The 19,481-nt window shown below is 71.1% G+C and carries 20 protein-coding genes; 8 read left to right on the top strand and 12 right to left on the bottom strand.

The genetic code is table 11. From position 1 onward, the window contains the following. Nucleotides 1-66 precede the first annotated feature (66 nt). Together mutM and ACEJ41_RS12355 are read right to left on the bottom strand one after the other, a co-directional pair. Nucleotides 67-882, bottom strand: a complete 816-nt coding sequence (gene mutM / locus ACEJ41_RS12360) for a bifunctional DNA-formamidopyrimidine glycosylase/DNA-(apurinic or apyrimidinic site) lyase (protein ID WP_374012559.1) — start codon at nucleotides 880-882, stop codon at nucleotides 67-69. Nucleotides 883-885: 3 nt separating this feature from the next. Further along, on the bottom strand, nucleotides 886-1,731 hold the full coding sequence (locus ACEJ41_RS12355) for an ABC transporter ATP-binding protein (protein ID WP_374012558.1): 846 nt from the start codon (nucleotides 1,729-1,731) through the stop codon (nucleotides 886-888). A gap of 133 nt (nucleotides 1,732-1,864) precedes the next feature. Here ACEJ41_RS12355 and ACEJ41_RS12350 point away from each other — a divergent pair, with 133 nt between their 5' ends. Beyond that, nucleotides 1,865-3,064 carry an acyl-CoA desaturase gene (locus ACEJ41_RS12350; RefSeq protein WP_374014147.1) on the top strand — a complete coding sequence of 400 codons (1,200 nt, stop codon included), beginning with the start codon at nucleotides 1,865-1,867 and terminating at the stop codon, nucleotides 3,062-3,064. 95 nt (nucleotides 3,065-3,159) lie between these two features. Then, on the top strand, nucleotides 3,160-3,513 hold the full coding sequence (locus tag ACEJ41_RS12345) for a hypothetical protein (protein ID WP_374012557.1): 354 nt from the start codon (nucleotides 3,160-3,162) through the stop codon (nucleotides 3,511-3,513). A 195-nt stretch (nucleotides 3,514-3,708) separates the two neighbouring features. On the opposite strand, the gene ACEJ41_RS12340 is transcribed toward ACEJ41_RS12345, so the two are convergent. Next, entirely contained in the window at nucleotides 3,709-4,494 is a 786-nt protein-coding gene (locus tag ACEJ41_RS12340; protein ID WP_374014146.1) for a glycosyltransferase family 2 protein, read from the bottom strand. A 46-nt stretch (nucleotides 4,495-4,540) separates the two neighbouring features. Between ACEJ41_RS12340 and ACEJ41_RS12335 the strand changes: the two genes are divergently transcribed. The 4 genes from ACEJ41_RS12335 (at nucleotide 4,541) to ACEJ41_RS12320 (ending at nucleotide 7,841) form a co-directional block, all read left to right on the top strand. Then, complete coding sequence (locus tag ACEJ41_RS12335) at nucleotides 4,541-5,590, top strand: CDP-glycerol glycerophosphotransferase (RefSeq protein WP_374012556.1); 1,050 nt, start codon at nucleotides 4,541-4,543, stop codon at nucleotides 5,588-5,590. A 41-nt stretch (nucleotides 5,591-5,631) separates the two neighbouring features. Then, entirely contained in the window at nucleotides 5,632-6,063 is a 432-nt protein-coding gene (gene arfB / locus ACEJ41_RS12330; protein ID WP_374012555.1) for an alternative ribosome rescue aminoacyl-tRNA hydrolase ArfB, read from the top strand. A 44-nt stretch (nucleotides 6,064-6,107) separates the two neighbouring features. Then, nucleotides 6,108-6,668, top strand: a complete 561-nt coding sequence (locus ACEJ41_RS12325; RefSeq protein WP_374014145.1) for a lysophospholipid acyltransferase family protein — start codon at nucleotides 6,108-6,110, stop codon at nucleotides 6,666-6,668. A gap of 138 nt (nucleotides 6,669-6,806) precedes the next feature. Then, nucleotides 6,807-7,841 carry a diguanylate cyclase domain-containing protein gene (locus tag ACEJ41_RS12320; protein WP_374012554.1) on the top strand — a complete coding sequence of 345 codons (1,035 nt, stop codon included), beginning with the start codon at nucleotides 6,807-6,809 and terminating at the stop codon, nucleotides 7,839-7,841. A 25-nt stretch (nucleotides 7,842-7,866) separates the two neighbouring features. Here ACEJ41_RS12320 and ACEJ41_RS12315 read toward each other — a convergent pair whose 3' ends face one another. Together ACEJ41_RS12315 and ACEJ41_RS12310 are read right to left on the bottom strand one after the other, a co-directional pair. Next, nucleotides 7,867-9,381, bottom strand: coding sequence for a YifB family Mg chelatase-like AAA ATPase (locus ACEJ41_RS12315; RefSeq protein ID WP_374012553.1), 1,515 nt, complete (start codon nucleotides 9,379-9,381; stop codon nucleotides 7,867-7,869). A gap of 10 nt (nucleotides 9,382-9,391) precedes the next feature. Beyond that, nucleotides 9,392-9,667: an accessory factor UbiK family protein gene (locus ACEJ41_RS12310; protein ID WP_374012552.1), complete on the bottom strand. Its 276-nt coding sequence runs from the start codon at nucleotides 9,665-9,667 to the stop codon at nucleotides 9,392-9,394. Nucleotides 9,668-9,856: 189 nt separating this feature from the next. Between ACEJ41_RS12310 and ACEJ41_RS12305 the strand changes: the two genes are divergently transcribed. Continuing rightward, complete coding sequence (locus ACEJ41_RS12305; RefSeq protein WP_162310641.1) at nucleotides 9,857-10,195, top strand: P-II family nitrogen regulator; 339 nt, start codon at nucleotides 9,857-9,859, stop codon at nucleotides 10,193-10,195. Between the two features lie 31 nt (nucleotides 10,196-10,226). Here ACEJ41_RS12305 and ACEJ41_RS12300 read toward each other — a convergent pair whose 3' ends face one another. Further along, on the bottom strand, nucleotides 10,227-10,892 hold the full coding sequence (locus ACEJ41_RS12300; protein ID WP_374012551.1) for a phosphotransferase: 666 nt from the start codon (nucleotides 10,890-10,892) through the stop codon (nucleotides 10,227-10,229). A gap of 200 nt (nucleotides 10,893-11,092) precedes the next feature. After that, on the bottom strand, nucleotides 11,093-11,953 hold the full coding sequence (gene speE, locus ACEJ41_RS12295; RefSeq protein WP_374012550.1) for a polyamine aminopropyltransferase: 861 nt from the start codon (nucleotides 11,951-11,953) through the stop codon (nucleotides 11,093-11,095). Between the two features lie 153 nt (nucleotides 11,954-12,106). Here speE and speA point away from each other — a divergent pair, with 153 nt between their 5' ends. Next, complete coding sequence (gene speA / locus ACEJ41_RS12290; protein ID WP_374012549.1) at nucleotides 12,107-13,990, top strand: arginine decarboxylase; 1,884 nt, start codon at nucleotides 12,107-12,109, stop codon at nucleotides 13,988-13,990. Nucleotides 13,991-14,408: 418 nt separating this feature from the next. Here speA and ACEJ41_RS12285 read toward each other — a convergent pair whose 3' ends face one another. From ACEJ41_RS12285 to ACEJ41_RS12265, 5 genes are all read right to left on the bottom strand, one after another. Then, on the bottom strand, nucleotides 14,409-15,158 hold the full coding sequence (locus ACEJ41_RS12285; protein ID WP_374012548.1) for an SDR family NAD(P)-dependent oxidoreductase: 750 nt from the start codon (nucleotides 15,156-15,158) through the stop codon (nucleotides 14,409-14,411). A gap of 192 nt (nucleotides 15,159-15,350) precedes the next feature. Next, nucleotides 15,351-16,115, bottom strand: coding sequence for an SPOR domain-containing protein (locus tag ACEJ41_RS12280; RefSeq protein WP_374012547.1), 765 nt, complete (start codon nucleotides 16,113-16,115; stop codon nucleotides 15,351-15,353). A gap of 28 nt (nucleotides 16,116-16,143) precedes the next feature. Beyond that, nucleotides 16,144-17,832, bottom strand: coding sequence for an arginine--tRNA ligase (gene argS, locus ACEJ41_RS12275; protein ID WP_374012546.1), 1,689 nt, complete (start codon nucleotides 17,830-17,832; stop codon nucleotides 16,144-16,146). A gap of 102 nt (nucleotides 17,833-17,934) precedes the next feature. Next, nucleotides 17,935-18,609 (bottom strand): DNA repair protein RadC, encoded by a 675-nt coding sequence (radC, locus tag ACEJ41_RS12270; protein WP_374012545.1) that lies wholly within the window; start codon nucleotides 18,607-18,609, stop codon nucleotides 17,935-17,937. A gap of 151 nt (nucleotides 18,610-18,760) precedes the next feature. After that, nucleotides 18,761-19,471: an RNA polymerase sigma factor gene (locus ACEJ41_RS12265; protein ID WP_374012544.1), complete on the bottom strand. Its 711-nt coding sequence runs from the start codon at nucleotides 19,469-19,471 to the stop codon at nucleotides 18,761-18,763. Nucleotides 19,472-19,481 lie beyond the last annotated feature (10 nt).

Here is a 19,481-nt window from a genome sequence, read left to right as displayed (position 1 = left end):
GGCGCATGGCGTGCTGTTCAGTTGCCGCCCGGGCAGCGGCGCAGCCGATCCGGGATGTCCATCCGTTCAGCGCTGGCAGCGCGGGCACCACACGCTGGTGCGCTGGCCGATGCTCGCCTGGCGCAGGGGCGTGGCGCAGGCCGGGCAGGGCTGCCCGCCGCGGCCATACACCGACAGTTCCTGTTCGAAGTAGCCGGGCGCGCCATCGGGAGCGAGAAAATTGCGCAGGGTGGTCCCGCCACGGCGGATGGCATGGGCCAGGATATCGCGCGCGGCGGTGGCCAGCAGCCGGTAGCGTGCGTGCGAGACCTTGCCGGCCGCGCGCAGCGGATGGATGCCGGCGCGGAACAGGCTCTCGGCCGCGTAGATGTTGCCGACCCCAACCACGATGCGCTGGTCCATCAGGAAGGTTTTCACCGGGGCGCTGCGGCCGCGGCTGCGGGCGAACAGCCAGTCCCCGTCGAAGGCATCCGACAACGGCTCCGGGCCGAGCCCGCGCAGCAGCGGGTGTTCGCTGGCGGCCGGCTGCCACAGCAGGCAACCGAAGCGTCGCGGGTCCGTGAAGCGCAGCACTCGGCCCGAGTCCAGGGCCAGGTCGACATGGTCGTGCGGCCCCAGCGGCGTATCTGGCGGCAGCACCCGCAACATGCCGGACATGCCCAGGTGCAGCAGCGCGCTGTCGCCGGCCTCGGTATCCAGCAACAGGTATTTGGCGCGGCGCCGGACTGCGGTGATCCGGCGCCCGGGCAGATCGCGCGCCACCTCGGACGGGATCGGCCAGCGCAGGTCCGGGCGGCGCAGTACGACGCCGGTCACGGTGCGCCCTTCCAGGTGCGGTGCCAGGCCGCGGCGGGTGGTTTCGACTTCGGGCAGCTCGGGCATGGCTCAGCCGGCCGCGGCCAGGTAGTGGTCGTCGCCATGCGCGTCGCGCTCGCGCCAGACCCGCAGCGGGCCGCCGAATGCCTGCGACAGGTAATCGGCGGTAAGCACCGTCGCGCGCGGGCCATCGACCAGGATCCGGCCGCCCTGCATCAGCACCACCCGGTCGATCTCCGGCACGATCTCCTCGATGTGATGGGTGACCAGCACCAGGGTGACCCCCTGCCGTGCCAGCGCGCGCAAGGTGGCCAGCAGGCGCCCGCGCGCGACCAGGTCCAGGCCGGTGCCGGGCTCATCCAGCAGCAGCGCCTGCGGGCGGTTGACCAGCGCGCGGGCGATCAGCACCCGGCGGGCCTCGCCGGTGGACAGCTCGGCGTACAGGCGTCCGCGCAGGTGCAGGGCATGGGTCCGTTCCAGCGCTTCGAGCGCCTGCGCACGCTGCTCGCCGCTGACCTCGCGGAACGGCGGCACCACGAAGCTGGCGAACAGCCCCGTGACGACCGCGTCCTCGACCGACAGCTCATGCATGGCTGCCAGGTTGGCGCCGAAGTCGCCGGTGACGATGCCCAGGTGGGTACGCAGCCGGTCCACCTGCCAGCGCGCCTGGCCCAGGACCCGCACCGGCGGCGGGCCTTCGCTGCGCGCCAGTGGATACAGCTCGCGGGTGATCAGCTTGATCAGGGTGGACTTGCCGCAGCCGTTGGGGCCAAGCAGTGCGGTGTGCTGGCCCTGGTCGATGCGCAGGCGCAGTTCGTGAAGGACGCGGACCTGGCCGCGGATCGCGCTGGCGCGGTCCAGTTCGATCAGCGGCGGCGCCGCATCGATCGCGCCGGCGGGGTGGGGCGATGGCATCGGGTGGGTTTCCTGGGGCGCGGCGGATGAACGTTCACACGGCCGGCAGGTGAAGTTTGCCGGATCAGGCCCCATCATGTCCCCACGCCGACCGCGACCGGCCGGCGCCTCTGCCTTCGTGAGCCGCCTTTCCATGTCCGACGCGCTGCTGTCCTTCCTTTCCTCCGGCGCCACTGGCCTGGGCTGGCCTGGCCTGCTGCTGGTCCTGCTGGTGTGCACCCAGCTCACCATCTTCGCGGTGACCTTGTACCTGCACCGCAGCCAGGCCCACCGCGGCGTCGATTTCCACCCGGCGGTGGCGCACTTCTTCCGGTTCTGGACCTGGCTGACCACCTCGATGATCACCCGCGAGTGGGTGGCCATCCATCGCAAGCACCACGCCAAGGTGGAAACCGAGGAGGACCCGCACAGCCCGCTCACGCGCGGCATCGGCAAGGTGTTCTGGGAAGGGGTCGAGCTGTACCGCGAGGCACGTGCGGACCGTGCCTCGATCGAGCAGTACGGCAAGGGCGCGCCGGACGACTGGATCGAGCGGCGCCTGTACACGCCCCACGCCAACCTTGGCCCGAGCGTGCTGTTCTTCGTCAATTTCGCCCTGTTCGGTTTGCCCGGCATTGCCATGTGGGCGATCCAGATGGCGTGGATCCCGTTCTGGGCCGCCGGCGTGGTCAACGGCCTGGGCCACTGGTGGGGCTACCGCAATTTCGAATCGGCCGACACCTCCACCAACCTGACCCCGTGGGCGCTGTGGATCGGCGGCGAAGAGCTGCACAACAACCACCATGCGTTCCCCAGCTCGGCGCGCTTCTCGATGCGGCGCTGGGAGCTGGACATCGGCTGGGTGGCGATCAAGGGCCTGGAAAAACTTGGCCTGGCCAGGGTGCTGCGGGTGGCGCCGAGCCTGGACATCCGCCCCAACGTTGCCGCTCCGGACCTGGAAACCCTGCGCGCGCTGCTCTCGCACCGCTTCCTGGCCATGACCGACTACCAGCGCAACGTGCTGGTGCCGGCGCTGCGCGAGGAGGCCGCCGCGGCAGGCGCGCGCCTGCGCCAGCTGCTGCCACGGCGCATGCGCCGCGGCCTGGTGGACGATGGCCGCTGGCTCAAGCCCGATGCGCGCGAGCAGTTGCGCGCCTGGGTCTCGCAGCGGCCGCGCATCCACACCCTGGTCGAATACCGCGCGCGCCTTGCCGCCCTGCTGGAGGCGCGCAGCAACGATGCGGCCGAGCGCCTGCGCCAGTTGCAGGCCTGGTGCCACGAGGCCGAGGCCAGCGGCATCCGCGCGCTGCAGGAATATTCCATGCGCCTGAAGGGTTACGCGCTGGCGCACTGATGCACATGCATCGCCGCCAATCCGCCTGCAACGGTACCGGCATCGGCACGGCTGCCGATGCCGAAATCGGCATGGGCTGTGGTGCTGCTATAGGAATGCGTGGTCGGGCCGGGTACGCCGGCCTGTACGGATTGGCCCTGTCCGTGTTGCTGGTTCCCGGCGCAGCGGTGGCGCAGGTCGAGCGCACCTCGGACTACCTTGCGCGGATGGACGCCGATGGCGACGGCCGGGTATCGGTGGACGAATACGTGGACTGGATGAGCTACGCCTTCGAGCGCATGGATGCCGATGGCGACGGCGTGCTGGCCACGCACGAGCAGCCCGGTGGCAAGGGATCGCCGATCACCCGTGACGCGTACCGGCAGCGCCTGGCCGAACGCTTCCGGCGCCAGGACGGCAACGGCGACGGCTGGCTCGACGCACGCGAACTGGCCGCCCCGCCCCAGTAGGAGCCGGGAGACCGGACATTCGTGCGTGGAGAGCGCCGGCGACCGGCGCCGCAGCGCCCGGACCTGATGCGCCGCGGTCGCCCGCGAGACGGGCTCCTACAGAATCCCCGGAATCCGCATGCCCCTGTAGGAGCCGGTCTTGCCGGCGACCCCCGTTACCTCAATGGGCATCGCCACCGACCGCGGCGCATCGTCCTAGGGCGGGTCGTTGCGCGGCGGGTCGTCGACCGGTTGGCCGTGCTGCAGCAGCCACAGGATGATGGCCTTCTCGCGCACATAGCTGGCGCGCATGTAGGCGTAGACCAGGCCGCGCCAGCCATCCAGGAATCCGGCACGCAGCACGTAGCCGCGCCAGAAACGCCACGCGGGCGCCAGCACCAGCTTGTGCCAGCTTGCGCGCCGGCCACGGGCGAAATCGTGCTCGGCCATCATCCGCGCATAGCACAGGGTCTTGGTGGCCTGGTGCTGCAGCGAGCGATAGGGGTAGTGGATCAGGTCGCCGGCCAGGCGCCGCACCGGGCCGTCCACGGTGACCGACTCGTGGATCTCGCGCTTGCCGCGCCACCCGCCGTGGCGCCGGTCGAACAGCCGCAGCACCCGGTCCGGATACGCGTTGCCATGGCGCAGGAAGCGGCCGAAGTAATCCGACAGCCGCGCGAAGCGGTAGCCGGCCGCATCCGCAAACCCGTCCGCACGCGCCGCCTCGATCGATGCACGCAGTGCGCCACTGACCCGCTCGTCGGCATCCAGGCTCAGGATCCAGTCGTGCGTGGCCTGCCCCACCGTGAACTGCTTCTGGCTGCGGAAGCCATCGAATGGCCGCTGCAGCACCCGCGCACCCATGGCCGTGGCGATTGCCACGGTGGCGTCGGTGGAGCCCGAGTCCACCACCACGATCTCGTCGCAGAACGCCAGCGATGCCAGGCAGTCGCCGATGCGGTCAGCTTCGTTGAACGTGATAATGCACGCCGACAGCGGCACCGGGCCGGGGCGCTGGCCAGCAGATGACGGGGGCACGGGCGAGACGATGGCGGACCACCTTTTATTTGCGACAGAGCGGTACGGGTTGCCCATTCTGCAGCCGCTGGCCGATGCCTTGCACGCGCGCGGCGAGCGCGTTCATGCCCTGTTGGCCGGTGCCGCCGCCGGCCTGGCCCTGCGCGGGCCGGTGCAACCGGTGGACGCGCGCGGCGCTGCGGCGCTGCGGCCACGGGCGGTGTTCAGTGCGTCCAACGAGGTTCCGACCTTCGTGACGGGGGCCAAGGTACAGTTGTTCCACGGGTTCAACGTGGAAAAACGCGCCGATGGCCGCGGCCATTTCCGGGTGCGCGGGCTGTTCGACCTGTACTGCACCCAGGGGCCTGCCACCACCGCGCCGTTCCAGGAACTGTCGCGCCGGCTGGGCCACTTTGCCGTGGTCCAGACCGGCTGGCCCAAGCTCGATCCGCTGTTCCGCGACGACGGCGGCGCGGCGGCGGCCCTGCGCGCGCCGGCGGCCGGACGGCCGGTGGTGATGTTCGCTTCCACCTTCACGGAGCGCCTGAGCGCGGCACCGCACCTGCTGCAGGCCATCGCCGCGCAGGTGGCGCATGGTGGACGCTACTGGTTGCTGACCCTGCACCCGAAGTGCCCGCCCGACCTGTTCGACCGGTATCGCGCCCTGGCCGGGCCGAATGCGGCCTTCGTCGAGCCCGAGCAACTGGTCACCGCGCAGCGCGCAGCCGACGTGCTGCTGGCCGACACCACCTCGGTGGTGTCCGAGTTCGTGGTCCAGCACAAGCCGGTGGTCACCTTCCGCAACCGCGCGCCCAAGCCGCACATGCTCGACTTCGACGATCCGGCGCAGCTGCCGCGGATGCTTGAATCGGCCTTTGCGCCGAGCGCGGCGCTGGGTGCGGCCATCGCCGCCTATGCCGACGCCATCCATCCGTGGCGCGACGGACGCTCGTCGGAGCGGGTGATCGAGGCGGCCGGCACACTGCTGGCTGGCGGGCTGGGTACCCTGGCGCGCAAGCCGCTGGCCGCGCGCTGGCGTGCGCTGCAGATCCGCCGCGCGCTGGGCTACTGGGGCATCTGACGTACACCCGGGCGGCCGGACTGCTCCCGTACAATCGCCGCATGCGCGCTGACGCCCTGACCGTTGCTCCCGGCCTGGCGATTCCCGAAGCGGAGATCGTCGAGCGCTTCGTGCGTGCCAGCGGCGCCGGCGGGCAGAACGTCAACAAGGTGTCCAGTGCGGTGGAGCTGCGTTTCGACATCGCCGGCTCGCCGTCATTGCCCGACGCGTTGCGCACCCGGCTGCTGGCGCGCCGCGACCGTCGTCTCACCGACGACGGCGTGCTGGTGATCGACGCCCAGCGCTTCCGCACCCAGGAGCGCAACCGCCAGGATGCGCGCGAGCGGCTGGTCGCCTTCATCGCCGCCGGCCTGGACGTACCCAAGACCCGGATCCGGACCCGTCCCACCCGCGCCTCGCAACAGCGCCGCCTGCAGGCCAAGCAGGAGCGGGGCCAGATCAAGCGCGGCCGCGGCACGCGCGACTGGGATTGAGCGTGGCCGCCGACGCGCCACTGCTGCCGGCGCTGCCGCCGAACATGCCGCAGGTGGCGCCCAACCGTTTCAGCCGCTGGCTCGGCCGCACCGTGTTGCGCCTGGGTGGCTGGCGCGTGGTCGGCACCCTGCCGGACGTGCCACGGCTGGTGCTGATCGCGGCGCCGCACTCGTCCAACTGGGACGGGGTGTGGGGCATGGCGGCCAAGCTTGCGCTGGGCCTGGACGCGCGGTTGCTGGGCAAGTCCTCGCTGTTCTGGTGGCCGTTGTCGCCGCTGCTGCGCCGCCTTGGGGTGATCCCGGTGGACCGCAGCCGCCCGCAGGGCGTGGTGGAGCAGGCGCTGGAGCTGTTTCGCCACTCGCCACGGCTGTGGTTCGCCCTGGCCCCGGAGGGCACCCGCCGCGCGGTGCGGGAGTGGAAGACCGGATTCTGGAAGATCGCCCATGGCGCCCAGGTGCCGGTGCTGCTGGCCTGCTTCCACTACCCGGACAGGACCATCGGGATCGGGCCGCTGTTCCATACCAGCGGCGACCTGCCGGCCGACATGGCGGCCATCCGCGCCTGGTACCGGCCGTGGATGGGTCGCAACCGCGACACCAGCTGAGCCGGGCGACCGCCGGCGGGGGATCGGGACGGCCGGTACCTGGCAGGCGACGAGCGCAATCTGTGACGCCCATCACGAGTATGGACCGGTGATATGCTGCCGTATTCACCGGGAAGGGGCCGGCGGGAGAGCCGCGGGATGGCGAACGACGCGAACGCACGCAGTGCCGATGAGCTGGAACAGGGCGATCGTGCCGGTGCCGCCGAGGTCCTGTCGGTGCGCGAATTCGACCTGTTTGCCGCTGTCGGCCGCGAGCGCGTGGTCCACGCCGGCGAGCGCATCTTCCGTCGCGACGACCCGGGCGAGGTCATGTACCTGATTGCCGAAGGCCGGGTCGAGCTGGACGCCGGTGCCGACCTGGCGGTCAAGCAGCTGGGGCCGCGCGAATTCTTCGGTGAGCTGGGCCTGCTGATCGGCGAACACCTGCGTGGCGCCGACGCGGTGGCGGTCAGCACCGGCCGGGTGGTGGAACTGGGCCAGTCCGGCTTCCAGCGCCTGCTCGAGCGCGACCCGGTGCTGGTGGCGCAGTTCCTGCGCCGTGCGATCACCCGGGTGGTGCTCAACGAACAGAACCTCATCCGCCAGCTGCGGCGCCGCAACCAGGACCTGGAAACGGCGCTGGACAACCTGCACATCACCGCCCACCAGCTCAGCCGCACCGAAGCGCTGATCCGGATCGACGAGCTGACCGGCCTGTACAACCGCCGCGGGCTGACCCTGCACCTGCAGGAGCGCCGCGCGCGCGCGCCGGGCGGCAGCATGGGCCTGCTGCTGGTGGACTGCGACCGCTTCAAGCAGGTCAATGACGACCACGGCCACCTGGTGGGCGACCGCGTGTTGCAGAACATCGCCGGCATCCTGCGCTCGGTGGCCGGTGCCGACGACTTCCCGTGCCGCCTGGGCGGCGACGAGTTCTGCCTGCTGGTCGGTGCCCGCCAGCGTGAGGACGTGATGCGCTACGCCGAGTTCGTGGTCGCCACCACCCGCAGCCTGCTGCGCCTGCAGCAAGCCGTGCCGACCATGTGCGCGGTCAGCGTCGGCGCGTGCCTGGTGGACCTGTCCGGCGACTGGAACGACTGGTACGCGCGTGCCGACGCCGCGCTGTATGAAGCCAAGCGCCAGGGCGGCAACCAGGTGGCGTGGATCGACGGCACCGCAGTGACGGCGGGCTGAGCGGGCGCCGCCGCGCGCCCGGGCATCAGGCCGGGACGGCGCAGGTGGGCGCGGGCATGCGGTAGCCAAGTGCTTCGGCCAGGTGCGGCGTGGCGATCGCGTCGCTGCCGTCGAGGTCGGCAATGGTGCGCGCCACCCGCAACACCCGATGCAGGCTGCGCGCGCTCAGCTGCAGGCGTTCGCCGGCCTGTTCGAGCAGGTCCTGGTCGGCCGCGGTCAGGCGGCAGCTGGCGGCCACGTCCGCCGGGTCCAGGTGTGCGCTGAGCCGGCCGTTGCGTTGCAGCTGGCGCGTGCGTGCCGCCTCGACCCGCGTGCGGATGCTCCGGGTGGATTCGCCGGGCGGGGCATCGGGCCGCAGCAGTGCCAGCGGCAGCCGGGCCATGGCCAGGTGCAGGTCGATGCGGTCCAGCAACGGCCCGGACAGCCGGCTCCAGTAGCGGCGGATGATGTCCGGGGTGCAGCGGCAGCGCCCGGAGGGATCGCCGGCCCAGCCGCACGGGCACGGGTTCATGGCGGCCACCAGCTGGAACCTGGCCGGGAACTCGGCGCTGCGCGCGGCCCGTGACACGGTGATCCGGCCCGATTCCAGCGGCTCGCGCAGGACTTCCAGCGCGGCCCGGCTCCATTCGGGCAATTCATCGAGGAACAGCACGCCGTTGTGCGCCAGCGAGATCTCGCCCGGCCGCGGGGGATTGCCGCCACCGGTCAGGGCCACCGCGCTGGCGCCGTGGTGCGGGCTGCGCCAGGGGCGCTGGCGCCAGCGCGTCGGGTCCAGGCCGCGGCCGCTGGTGGAGACCACCGCCGCGGTTTCCAGGGCTTCGGATTCGCTGGCCTCCGGCAGCAGCCCGGGCAGGCGCGAGGCCAGCAGGGTCTTGCCGCAACCGGGCGGTCCGCTCATCAGCAGGTGATGGCCGCCAGCCGCAGCCACTTCCAGCACGCGCCGCGCCTGGGCTTGCCCACGCACATCGGCCATGTCCGCCGCGGCCAGCGAGGTCACGTGGGCCGGTGCCTGCGCGCGCGGCAGTTCGGTGCGGCCGCCCAGCGCGGCGCAGGCTTCCAGCAAGGTGCGTGCGGTATAGGCCTGGGCCTGCGGCGCCAGCGCGGCCTCGGCGCCGCTGCCGGCCGGTACCACCAGCCGGCGCCCGTCACGCGTGGCGGCAAGTACCGCGGGCAGGATCCCGTCGACCGGGCGCAGCTCGCCGGTCAATCCCAGCTCGCCGAGGAACTCGCAATCGGCCAGGGTGTTGCGGTCGATCTGGCCGCTTGCCGCGAGGATCCCCAGGGCGATCGGCAGGTCGAAGCGGCCGCCGTCCTTGGGCAGGTCGGCCGGGGCCAGGTTGATGGTGATCCGGCGCTGCGGGTATTCGAACTGCGCGCACAGGATCGCCGCGCGCACGCGGTCGCGCGATTCGCGCACTGCCGCGGCCGGCAGGCCGACGATCTGGGTGCTGGGCAGGCCGCCGCCAAGATGGACCTCGACCTGGACCGGCGGTGCGTGGATCCCGGACCGGGCGCGGCTGTGCACCAGCGCCAGGCTCACGGCCGCAGGCTCAGTGCGTGCCGGCGCCGGACGGCTCGCCGCCGCTGGCGGGTGATTCCAGCTGCGCCACGGTGCGCTCCAGCGCTTCGAGTTTTTCGCGGGTGCGCAACAGCACCGCGCGCTGCACCTCGAACTCCTCGCGCGTTACCAGGTCCAGGCGTGCAAGCCCCGCCTGCAGCACGCTGCGGAAGCCGGCCTGCAGCTCCTCGCCCGACTCGCGCAGCCCGGGAGGGACCAGTGCGCTCAGGCGCCGGGCAAGGTCGTCGATGTGGTCCAGGTCGATCATGGGTATTCCTCCGGCGGTACCGGCAGCGTGCGCCGGGGCGCGTGGCGGGGGCATCGGCATGCGCCGCGCGGACGCGTCGGGAAATTCCGATCACGTGCCGGCATTGAACCGGAGGCGGAGGGGGCTGACAAGCGCGCGGCGCGCTATCCTGTGCATCCCCGCAACCATCGCATCGTTGGAGACCGCCGGATGAAGATGATCATGGCCGTGATCAAGCCGTTCAAGCTGGATGACGTGCGCGAAGCGCTGGCCAGCCAGGGCATCGCCGGCATCACCGTCACCGAGGTCAAGGGCTTCGGCCGGCAGAAGGGGCACACCGAGCTGTACCGCGGCGCCGAGTACGTGGTGGACTTCCTGCCCAAGGTCAAGGTCGAGGTGGCCGTCACCGACGACCAGGTCGAGGGCGTGGTGGAGGCGATCGTCAAATCGGCCGGCACCGGCAAGATCGGCGACGGCAAGGTGTTCGTGTACGACCTTGGCCGGGTGGTGCGCATCCGCACCGGGGAAGTGGACGCCGACGCGCTGTAACGCCGGCGCGTCGGGCCTGCGCCTGCCGGCCTCAGGCGCGCTTGAGGTAGCGGTAAAGCCGCTTCCAGCCGCCGCGCACCGCGGTCACCCAGCGCGGGTCGGCCAGCACGCTGGAGGTGTATCCGCCGGGCGCGCGCCCGGTCAGGCGCTGCTCGATCTTGAGCGCGTTGGCCAGGTCGCCGCGGCGCAGCTCGCGCAGCAGCGGGGCATTGCGCATCCATCGCGGCAACCGCAGCGAGGCGGTGAAATCCAGCAGCACCACGCGTTCGCCGTCGACCATGATGTTGGCCGGGTGCAGGTCGTTGTGGGTGATGCCGTTGGCGTGCAGGTGGACCACCGCGCCGCGCAGGCGTCGGAAGGTGTCCTCATCGACCCGGGCCTGGCTGCCGAGCGGCTCGCCGGGCACGAATTCCATCGCCAGCGCCAGGCCGCCGACGATGCCCAGCAGCATCGGCGCATGCGCCCAGCCGCGCAGCCGGCGCAGGGTGCGCGCCTCGCGCCGCACCAGCAGGCGTGCCAGCGGGGCCAGCGGCGTGCGGCGGTAGCGGCTGTAGTCCTTCATCACCGTGGGCACGTTGTCCAGGCAGGTCAGGTAGACATCCGGTTCGAGCAGGCGCTCGCCGCGCTTGAGCAGGCGCGCGTTGTCGGCGGAAACGGCCGCCAGCCGGCACGGCAGGGAGAGGGTCAGGGAAGTCATGGGGAATACAACTCCGGCGGCCGGGCGGAGCCGTGGCCGGATCGACATGGGGGATGTAAAGCCTAGGCCCGGCACCGGATCGGGGGAAACGCCGCGCGCGCCATAGGTGTGTTGCATGGCTGCAACACTTGTTCAATTTTCATGAAACACGGCGCGCCGGGCCAGTGCGGGGCCCGGCCGGCGGTCGTGCACCGTTCAGGTTAGCCGGCGGTTTCGCCCAGTGCCCGGGCCACGAACGGCGGTGCCACCAGCACGCCGCGATGCAGGTGCGCGCTGTAGTAGGCGGTGGCAAAGCCCTTGTTTTCCGCATCGGCCTCGCGGAAGGCGAAGTCCCGGCCCTTGCGCGCCATGGTCACGCTCCACCAGCCGGTGGGGTAGCACGGCTGCGGGAACGGCAGGGTCTTGAAGGTGGAGAAGCCGGCCTGGCCCATCTCCGCGCGCATGGCCTTGATCAGGTCCAGCTGCGCCAGCGGCGACTCGGACTGCTGCACCAGGATGCCGTCGTCCTTCAGCGCGCGGTAGCAACTGGCGTAGAAGGCGCGGTTGAACAGGCCCTCGGCCGGCCCGACCGGGTCGGTGGAATCGACGATCACCACGTCCACGCTGCCGGCCGGGCAGTTGGCCATGTAGGCCACGCCGTCGTCGAACAGCAGCTCGGCGCGCGCGTCGCCGTTGGACTCGCACAGCTCGGGGAAGTGCTTTTCGGCCATGCGCGTGACCTGCTCGTCGATGTCGCACTGGGTGGCACTCTCCACGCCCGGGTGCCTGAGCACCTCGCGCAGGGTGCCGCAGTCGCCGCCACCGATGATGACGACGCGCTTGGGCGCGGCGTGGGTGAACAGCGCCGGGTGCGCGATCATCTCGTGGTACAGGAAGTTGTCGCGGCTGGTGAGCATCACCGCGCCGTCGATCAGCATCAGGTTGCCCCAGTCGGTGGTGCGGTACACCTCGATCTTCTGGAACGGCGACTGCACCTCGTCCAGCTTGGCCTCCACCCGGTAGCCGATCGCCGACCCGGTCGGCTCGAAACGCTCGATGTACCAGTTGTCTTGGTGGCTCATTGGGGGCTGTCCTTGGGTGTGGCGCAACGCGCGCAGGTGCGTTTGCCGCGGCGGGCGCGGCGGTGGGCGGGCTGTTCGGGCGCGCATTGTAACGGAGCGTCGCGGTTGCAGCGGTAGAATGCGCCACCATTGCGCAGCCCGAGCCCCATGCAGATGAGCGACTGGTCCGCTGACCACGCCCGCAAGACCTGGTCCATTCCCCACTGGTCTGGCGGCTATTTCGACGTGGCCGACGGCTGCATGCAGGTGCTGCCGCGCGGCGCCGGCGGTCCCTCGCTGCCGCTGCCCGAACTGGTGGAGGCCGCGCGCGCGCAGGGCATGCGCCTGCCGCTGCTGTTGCGCTTCCCCGACGTGCTGGGCGACCGCCTCAAGCAGTTGCAGGACGCCTTCGCCCAGGCGATGGACGAATGGGACTACGCCGGCGGGTACACCGCGGTATATCCGATCAAGGTCAACCAGCACCGCAGCGTGGCCGGCACCCTGGCCTCGCACCACGGCGCGGGCTTCGGCCTGGAGGCGGGCAGCAAGCCGGAACTGATGGCGGTGCTGGCACTGTCGCGCCCGGGCGGGCTGATCGTGTGCAACGGCTACAAGGATCGCGAGTACATCCGCCTGGCACTGATCGGCCGCAAGCTGGGGCTGGAGACGTTCATCGTCATCGAGAAGCCCTCCGAGCTGGCCCTGGTGATGGAAGAGGCGGCCGCGCTCGGCGTGCGGCCCGGCCTGGGCGTGCGCATGCGCCTGGCCTCGCTGGGTTCGGGCAAGTGGCAGAACAGTGGTGGCGACAAGGCCAAGTTCGGCCTTTCGCCGCGCCAGTTGCTGGACCTGTGGAAGACCCTGCGCGACGGCGGCGATGCCGACTGCCTGCAGCTGCTGCATTTCCACATGGGTTCGCAGATCTCCAACGTGCGCGACATCGCCAACGGCATGCGCGAGGCGGTGCGCTATTTCGGCGAGCTGTCACGGCTGGGCGCATCGATCCGCTACATGGACGTGGGCGGCGGCCTGGGCGTGGACTACGAAGGCACGCGCTCGCGCAGCGAGGGCTCGATCAACTATGGCCTCAACCAGTACGCGTCCAACATCGTGCAGCCGCTGGCCGAGGTGTGCGCGCAGATGGGGCTGCCGCAGCCGCGCATCGTCACCGAGTGCGGCCGCGCGATGACCGCCCACCACGCGGTGCTGGTGGCCAACACCATCGAAGTGGAGGAGGCGCCGGAAGGGCGCGTGCCCGACGCCCACGACGACGAGCCGGCGGCCATCCGCCACCTGCGCGACCTGCACGGCGACCTGGACCGGCGCCCGGCGCTGGAGCTCTACCACGAGGCCCAGCACTTCCATGCCGAAGGCCTGGCCGCCTATGCCCTGGGCCAGATCGAGCTGCCCCAGCGCGCGCGCGTGGACGACCTGTTCTACGCATTGGCCCATGGCGTGCGGGCGCGCCTGGACCGCGGCGAGCGCAGCCATCGCGCGGTCCTGGACGAGCTGGACGACCGCCTGGTGGACAAGTATTTCGTCAACTTCAGCGTGTTCGAGTCGATCCCCGATGCGTGGGCGATCAACCAGGTGTTCCCGATCGTGCCGATCGAGCGCCTGGACGAACCGCCCACCCGGCGCGGGGTGATCGCCGACATGACCTGCGACTCGGATGGCACGGTCAAGACCTACGTCGAGAACGGCGGCCTGGACACCTCGTTGCCGCTGCATCCGGTGCACGGGGACCGCTACCGGCTTGCGTTCTTCCTGGTCGGCGCCTACCAGGAAATCCTGGGCGACATCCACAACCTGTTCGGCGATACCGATGCGGTGGAGGTGTGGCTCACCGCCGACGGCTACGAGCTGGCGCAGCAGCGCCGTGGCGATACCACCGACGTGATGCTGGATTACGTTGGCTACCGCCTGGACGACCTGCGCCAGATCTATGCCCGGCGCGTGGCCGATGCCGGCCTTGACCAGGCCGAAGCCAGCTCGATGGCCGCCGCACTGGAAGCCGGGCTGACCGGTTACACCTATCTGTCCGACCCTCCGGCGGGCTGAGGACCGTCCTGGGCGGGAAATCCGCCGGCGGCCCTCATGGCTGGCGGATCGCCGGCCGGCGGTTTTCCACCTGGCGGTCGCCGGCGAGACCGGCTCCTACAAACGCGGCGCACACCGGTCGCCTGGCCCCCTTCGTAGGAGCCGGCCTTGCCGGCGACCGCAGCAGCGCACACCGGTCGCCTGGCCCCTTCGTAGGAGCCGGCCTTGCCGGCGACCGCAGCAGCGCACACCGGTCGCCTGGCCCCTTCGTAGGAGCCGGCCTTGCCGGCGACCGCAGCAGCGCACACCGGTCGCCTGGCCCTCTTCGTAGGAGCCGGCCTTGCCGGCGACCGCAGCCAGGTCTGCCTGCCGGTGGGCGGTGGGTCAGGTGATGCAACCGATGGCGGTCGCCGGGCAGACCGGCTCCTGCGGGGGCGGGTCAGCTGCGGTGGACCTGGAATCCGGCGAAGCTCTGGCTCACCGGCATGACCTCGAGCCGGTTGATGTTCAGGTGCGGCGGCAGGGTCGCCACGTAGAGGATCTGCTCGGCGATGTCCTCGGCGGTGATCGGCGCCGCGTCGCGGTACAGCGCATCGGAGGCGGCCTGGTTGCCGTGGGTGCGCACCAGGGTGAACTCGGTCTGGGCCATGCCCGGCTCGATGGTGGTCACCCGCACGCCGGTGCCGTGCAGGTCCGAGCGCAGGTTCAGCGAGAACTGGCTGACGAAGGCCTTGGTGCCGCCATACACGTTGCCACCCGGATAAGGATGCACGCCCGCCACCGAGCTGACGTTGATCACCACGCCCTTGCGCGCGATCAGGGTCGGCAGCAGGCGGTGGGTCAGTGTCACCAGGGCGGTGATGTTGGTGTCGATCATCGTGCGCCAGTCGTCCAGGCTGGCGTCCTGCGCCGGCGCGGTGCCCAAGGCCAGGCCGGCGTTGTTGACCAGCAGGTCGATGTCCGCGAAACCGGCCGGCAGCGCGGCCAGGGCCGCGTCCATCGCCGCGCTGTCGCGCACATCGAAGCAGGCGGCGTGGACGTTGCCGGCGCCGAGTTCGTCGACCAGTGCCTGCAGGCGCGCGGCGCGGCGGCCGGCAGCCACCACCTTCCAGCCGGCGGCGACGAAGCGGTGCGTGGCCGCCAGGCCGAAGCCGGAGGTGGCGCCGGTGATGAAGGCGGTCTTGGACATGGCCGATTCCTTGTGCGGGAAGCCCGCCGATTCTCGCACCATCGCCCAACCATGGTCCGCCGGAGACACGGAACGGAGGAACAGCCCCCTTGAGTCAAGGGGGCGCGCCGGCAGGCGCGGAGTTGTGGATGCAACGGGCACGGGACCCGAGGTTTGCACGGCAAACCTTGGGGTAGTTTCGCCAAGGCGGAACTACTGCGCCTTGATCGCCATCGCCGGCAAGCCGCCGCTGGCGAGCTTGTTCTTGGCTTCGGCCAGTTCGCTGGCGCTGGCGTAGGGCCCCACGCGCACCCGGTACACGGTGCGGCCGCCGGCCTGTCCGGGCTCGACCCGCGCACTGAGGCCGAGCATGGCGATCCGTGCCTTCACTTCTTCCGCGTCACCTGGCGCACCGAAGGCGCCGGCCTGGAGGATGTAACGGGCGGTGTCGGCCGCAGTGTCCCCGGTTGCCGGTGGCGCCGATGCCGGCGCCGATGCCGACGGATCGGAGGGCGTTGCAGCCGGTGCGCTGTTCGCGGCGGCGGGTGCCTCGCTGACCGGGGCCGGGAGGCGGCCTTCGAGCGCATCGCGCGCGCGCCGCGCTTCGGCCTGCTCGCGGCGCGCCTGTTCCTCGCGCGCGCTGGCGGCCAGCTCGGCATCGGACATGCGCACCTCGTTGCCGGGCAGCACGGTGTAGAAATCGTACTGTGGCGCCGGCGTGGTGGCCGGGCCTGCCGGCGCCGGGGTATCGGCGATCGCCTCGCCATCGGCGATCGGCGCCGGCTGCGCGTCCGGATTGGCACGCGGACCGAAGCGGGCGAAACCATCGCCCTCGCCCTTGAACCATCCCGGCACCGCCAGGAACGCCACCGCGCCGATGGCCAGCCCGGCCACCAGCCAGATCCATGCAGGCCGGCCGGCGCTGCGGCCACTGCCACTGGTGCGCCGGGCCTGGTTCCTGCCACGTCTTGCCGCCATTGCTACTGTCTCCGTCTTGCCGGGCCGGTCACATCCGCTCCGGCGCGCTCACGCCGAGCAGGTCCAGGCCATTGGCCAGCACCTGGCGCACCGCCAGGGACAGGCCCAGGCGTGCGTCGCGCAGGTCCGCCTCGTCCACCAGTACCGGTGTGTTGCCGTACCACGTGTGGAAAGCATAGGCCAGTTCGCGCAGGTACTGGGCAACCAGGTGCGGCTCCAGCGACTGGCCGGCCGCCTGGACCACTTCCGGCCAGCGTGACAGCTCCACCATCAGCGCCAGTGAGCCGGCATCGTCCAGGCGCTCCAGCCTGGCCAGGGCGTTGGCCGGGTCGTGGGCCAGCCCCTTCTCGTCGGCCTGGCGCAGCAGGCTGGCCACGCGGGCATGCGCGTACTGCACGTAGAACACCGGGTTGTCGTTGCTCTGCTGGCGCGCCAGGTCGATGTCGAACACCAGTTGCGAATCGGGCTTGCGCGCGATCAGGAACCAGCGGGTCGCGTCGCGCCCTGCTTCCTCGATCAGCTCGCGCAGGGTCAGGTAGGAGCCGGCGCGCTTGGACAGCTTCACTTCCTCGCCACCACGCATCACCGTGACCATCTGGTGCAGCACGTATTCGGGCCAGCCCTTCGGGATGCCCACGTCCAGCGCCTGCAGGCCGGCGCGCACGCGGGCCAGGGAACCGTGGTGGTCGGCGCCCAGCTCGGTGATTGCGCGCTCGTAGCCGCGTTGCCACTTGCTCAGGTGGTAGGCCACGTCCGGCACGAAGTAGGTGTAGGTGCCGTCGGACTTGCGCATCACCCGGTCCTTGTCGTCACCGAAGGTGGTGGTGCGCAGCCACAGCGCGCCGCCTTCCTCGTAGGTGTGGCCGTTGGCGGTGAGGTCGCGCACGGTCTGCTCGACCTTGCCGTCGGCGTACAGCGAGCTTTCCAGGAAGTAGATGTCGAAGTCCACGCCGAACGCGGCCAGGTCGTGGTTCTGCTCGTTGCGCAACCAGGCCACGGCGAAACGGCGGATGGCGTCCAGGTCGTCCGGGTCGCGCGCGCCGGCCAGGTCCAGGCCATCGACCTGCACCGCCTCGCCGGCCAGGTAGGCGGCGGCAACGTCGGCGATGTACTCGCCGTTGTATGCGTCGGCCGGCCAGCCGTCGTCGCCGGGCTTGAGCCCGCGCGCGCGCGCCTGGGTGGAGCGGGCCAGGTTGTCGATCTGCACTCCGGCGTCGTTGTAGTAGAACTCGCGCTTGACGGCCCAGCCATTGGCATCGAGCACCCGCCCGATGCAGTCGCCGATCGCCGCGGCGCGGCCATGGCCCACGTGCAGCGGGCCGGTTGGGTTGGCCGAGACGTACTCCACCCCGGCGGTGCGGCCGGCGCCGGTGCTGTTGCGTCCGTAGGCGTGGCCGTGGCGCAGGGCCGCGGCCACCTCGCGCTGCCATGCACCCGGGGCCAGATGGAAGTTGATGAAGCCGGGTCCTGCGATCTCGACCCGGGCCACGTCCTCGCTGGCCGGCAGCGCGGCCACCAGGGCCTGCGCCAGCGCACGCGGGTTGGTGCGTGCGGCCTTGGCCAGCAGCATCGCCGCATTGGTGGCGAAATCGCCATGCTCGCGGGTCTTGGGCCGCTCGATGACGAAGTCGGGGGTGGCTGCATCGGCTGGCAGGGTGCCGGCGGCGCGCAGGGCGTCGATACCCTGGGCAACCAGGGCGTTGAGGAGGGTGTTCACGCGGAGGGTGGGTTCGTGCGGTGAGGCCGGCATTTTACCCGGTCCGCCGCGGTGGCCGCCGGCCAGCCCCCGCAGGCCCCGGCCGGCGGCCGTGCGCGACGGTCACACCATGCCGCGTGCGGCCAGCGACACCGGCTCCCCATCGCCGATGACGAAGTGGTCCAGCAGGCGCACCTCCACCAGTGCCAGCGCCTGCTTGAGCCGCTGGGTGACGGCGCGGTCGGCCGCCGATGGCTGGCTGCAGCCGGACGGATGGTTGTGGCCGACGATCACCGCCGCCGCGTTGTGGGCCAGCGCCCGGCGTACCACCTCGCGGGGATGCACCTCGGCACCGTCGATGGTGCCGCGGAACATTTCCTCAAACGCCAGCGCCCGGTGCCGGGTGTCCAGGAACAGCGCGGCGAACACTTCATGGGCGTGCACCCGCAGGCGGCGGGCGAAATAGCGCCCGGCGGCGGCCGGGTCGGTCAGCGCGTCGCCGCGCTCCAGTGCGGCGGCCAGGTGGCGGTTGCCAAGTTCCAGCGCGGCCGCCAGCAGGCAGGCACGGGCCGGACCCAGCCCGGGCAGGCGCGCCAGCTCGGCCGGGTGGCGGTCCAGCAGGCCGCGCAACGGGCCGTGGCCGGCGAGCAGGTCGCGCGCGGTGCCGACCGCGTCGCGGCCGCGGGTGCCCGAGCCCAGGAAGATCGCCAGCAGTTCGGCATCGGACAGGGCGCCGGCACCATGGGCCAGCAGCTTTTCGCGTGGACGTTCGGTGCTGGGCCAGTCGCGGATGCGCATGGGCCAAGAATGCGGTGCCGTGCACCGCGCTGGAACCGGAGGATCACGGTGCCCGGAGTAGGCCGTCAGGCCACGGCCGGGTAGGAAGTTCCCCACGCCAGAGGGCGCCCGGCCTGATTGCGTCGTGGCCGGAGCCGTCGCTGCGGGACGCTCAGTCAGTCGTGCACAGGCCTTCTGCCCGCGCGCAGGCCATGACCCTGGCCACGATGCGGTCGCAGCGTTGGCCGGCGAAACTGAAGACATCGCCCATCGCCGTATCGATCTCCTTCTCCAGGCTCTCGCGCAACAGCGCGCGGGCGCGGAAATACCGCGTGCGCACCGTGCTTGCGGGGATGTCGAGGATGTCGGCGACCTCGTCCACGCTCATTTCCTCGACCGCACGCAGCATGAACACGCTGCGGAACGTGCCGGGCAGCAGGGCGATGCGGGCTTCGAGGAGGGCCCTGACCTGCGCGCGCTCGGCCGACTGGGCCGGCCCGCGGTCTGCTGCGTCGGTAAACGCCGGCGGCGTGTCATTGCCGGGCGACACCATGGCTGCCTCCAGTGGAATGATCTGCGCGCCCTTCCGGCGCATGCGGCCCAATGCTTCGTTGACGACGATCCGGACCAGCCAGGTGGACAGCCTGCTCTCGGCGCGGAAGCCGGCAAGGTTTCGCCAGGCCCGCAGCCAGGCCTCCTGTGCAACGTCTTCAGCCTGGGCGTCGCTGTGCACGATGCCGCGCGCGGTCCGGAACAGGAGCTGGTTGTGGCGCCGCATGATCGCCTCGAACGCGGCACCATCGCCCTGCACTGCGCGGCCTGCCAGGTCGGCATCGGTGGCATTGGTGTACCGGGGCGTTCCCTCATCGCGGGCGCGATGCATCGGCAATTCC

It is taken from the genome of Pseudoxanthomonas koreensis (assembly GCF_041890415.1).
GTDB classification, from domain to species: domain Bacteria; phylum Pseudomonadota; class Gammaproteobacteria; order Xanthomonadales; family Xanthomonadaceae; genus Pseudoxanthomonas; species Pseudoxanthomonas koreensis_A.
The sequence above is the reverse complement of the archived record's forward strand: the minus strand, read 5'-3'. Positions and strand labels throughout refer to the sequence as shown.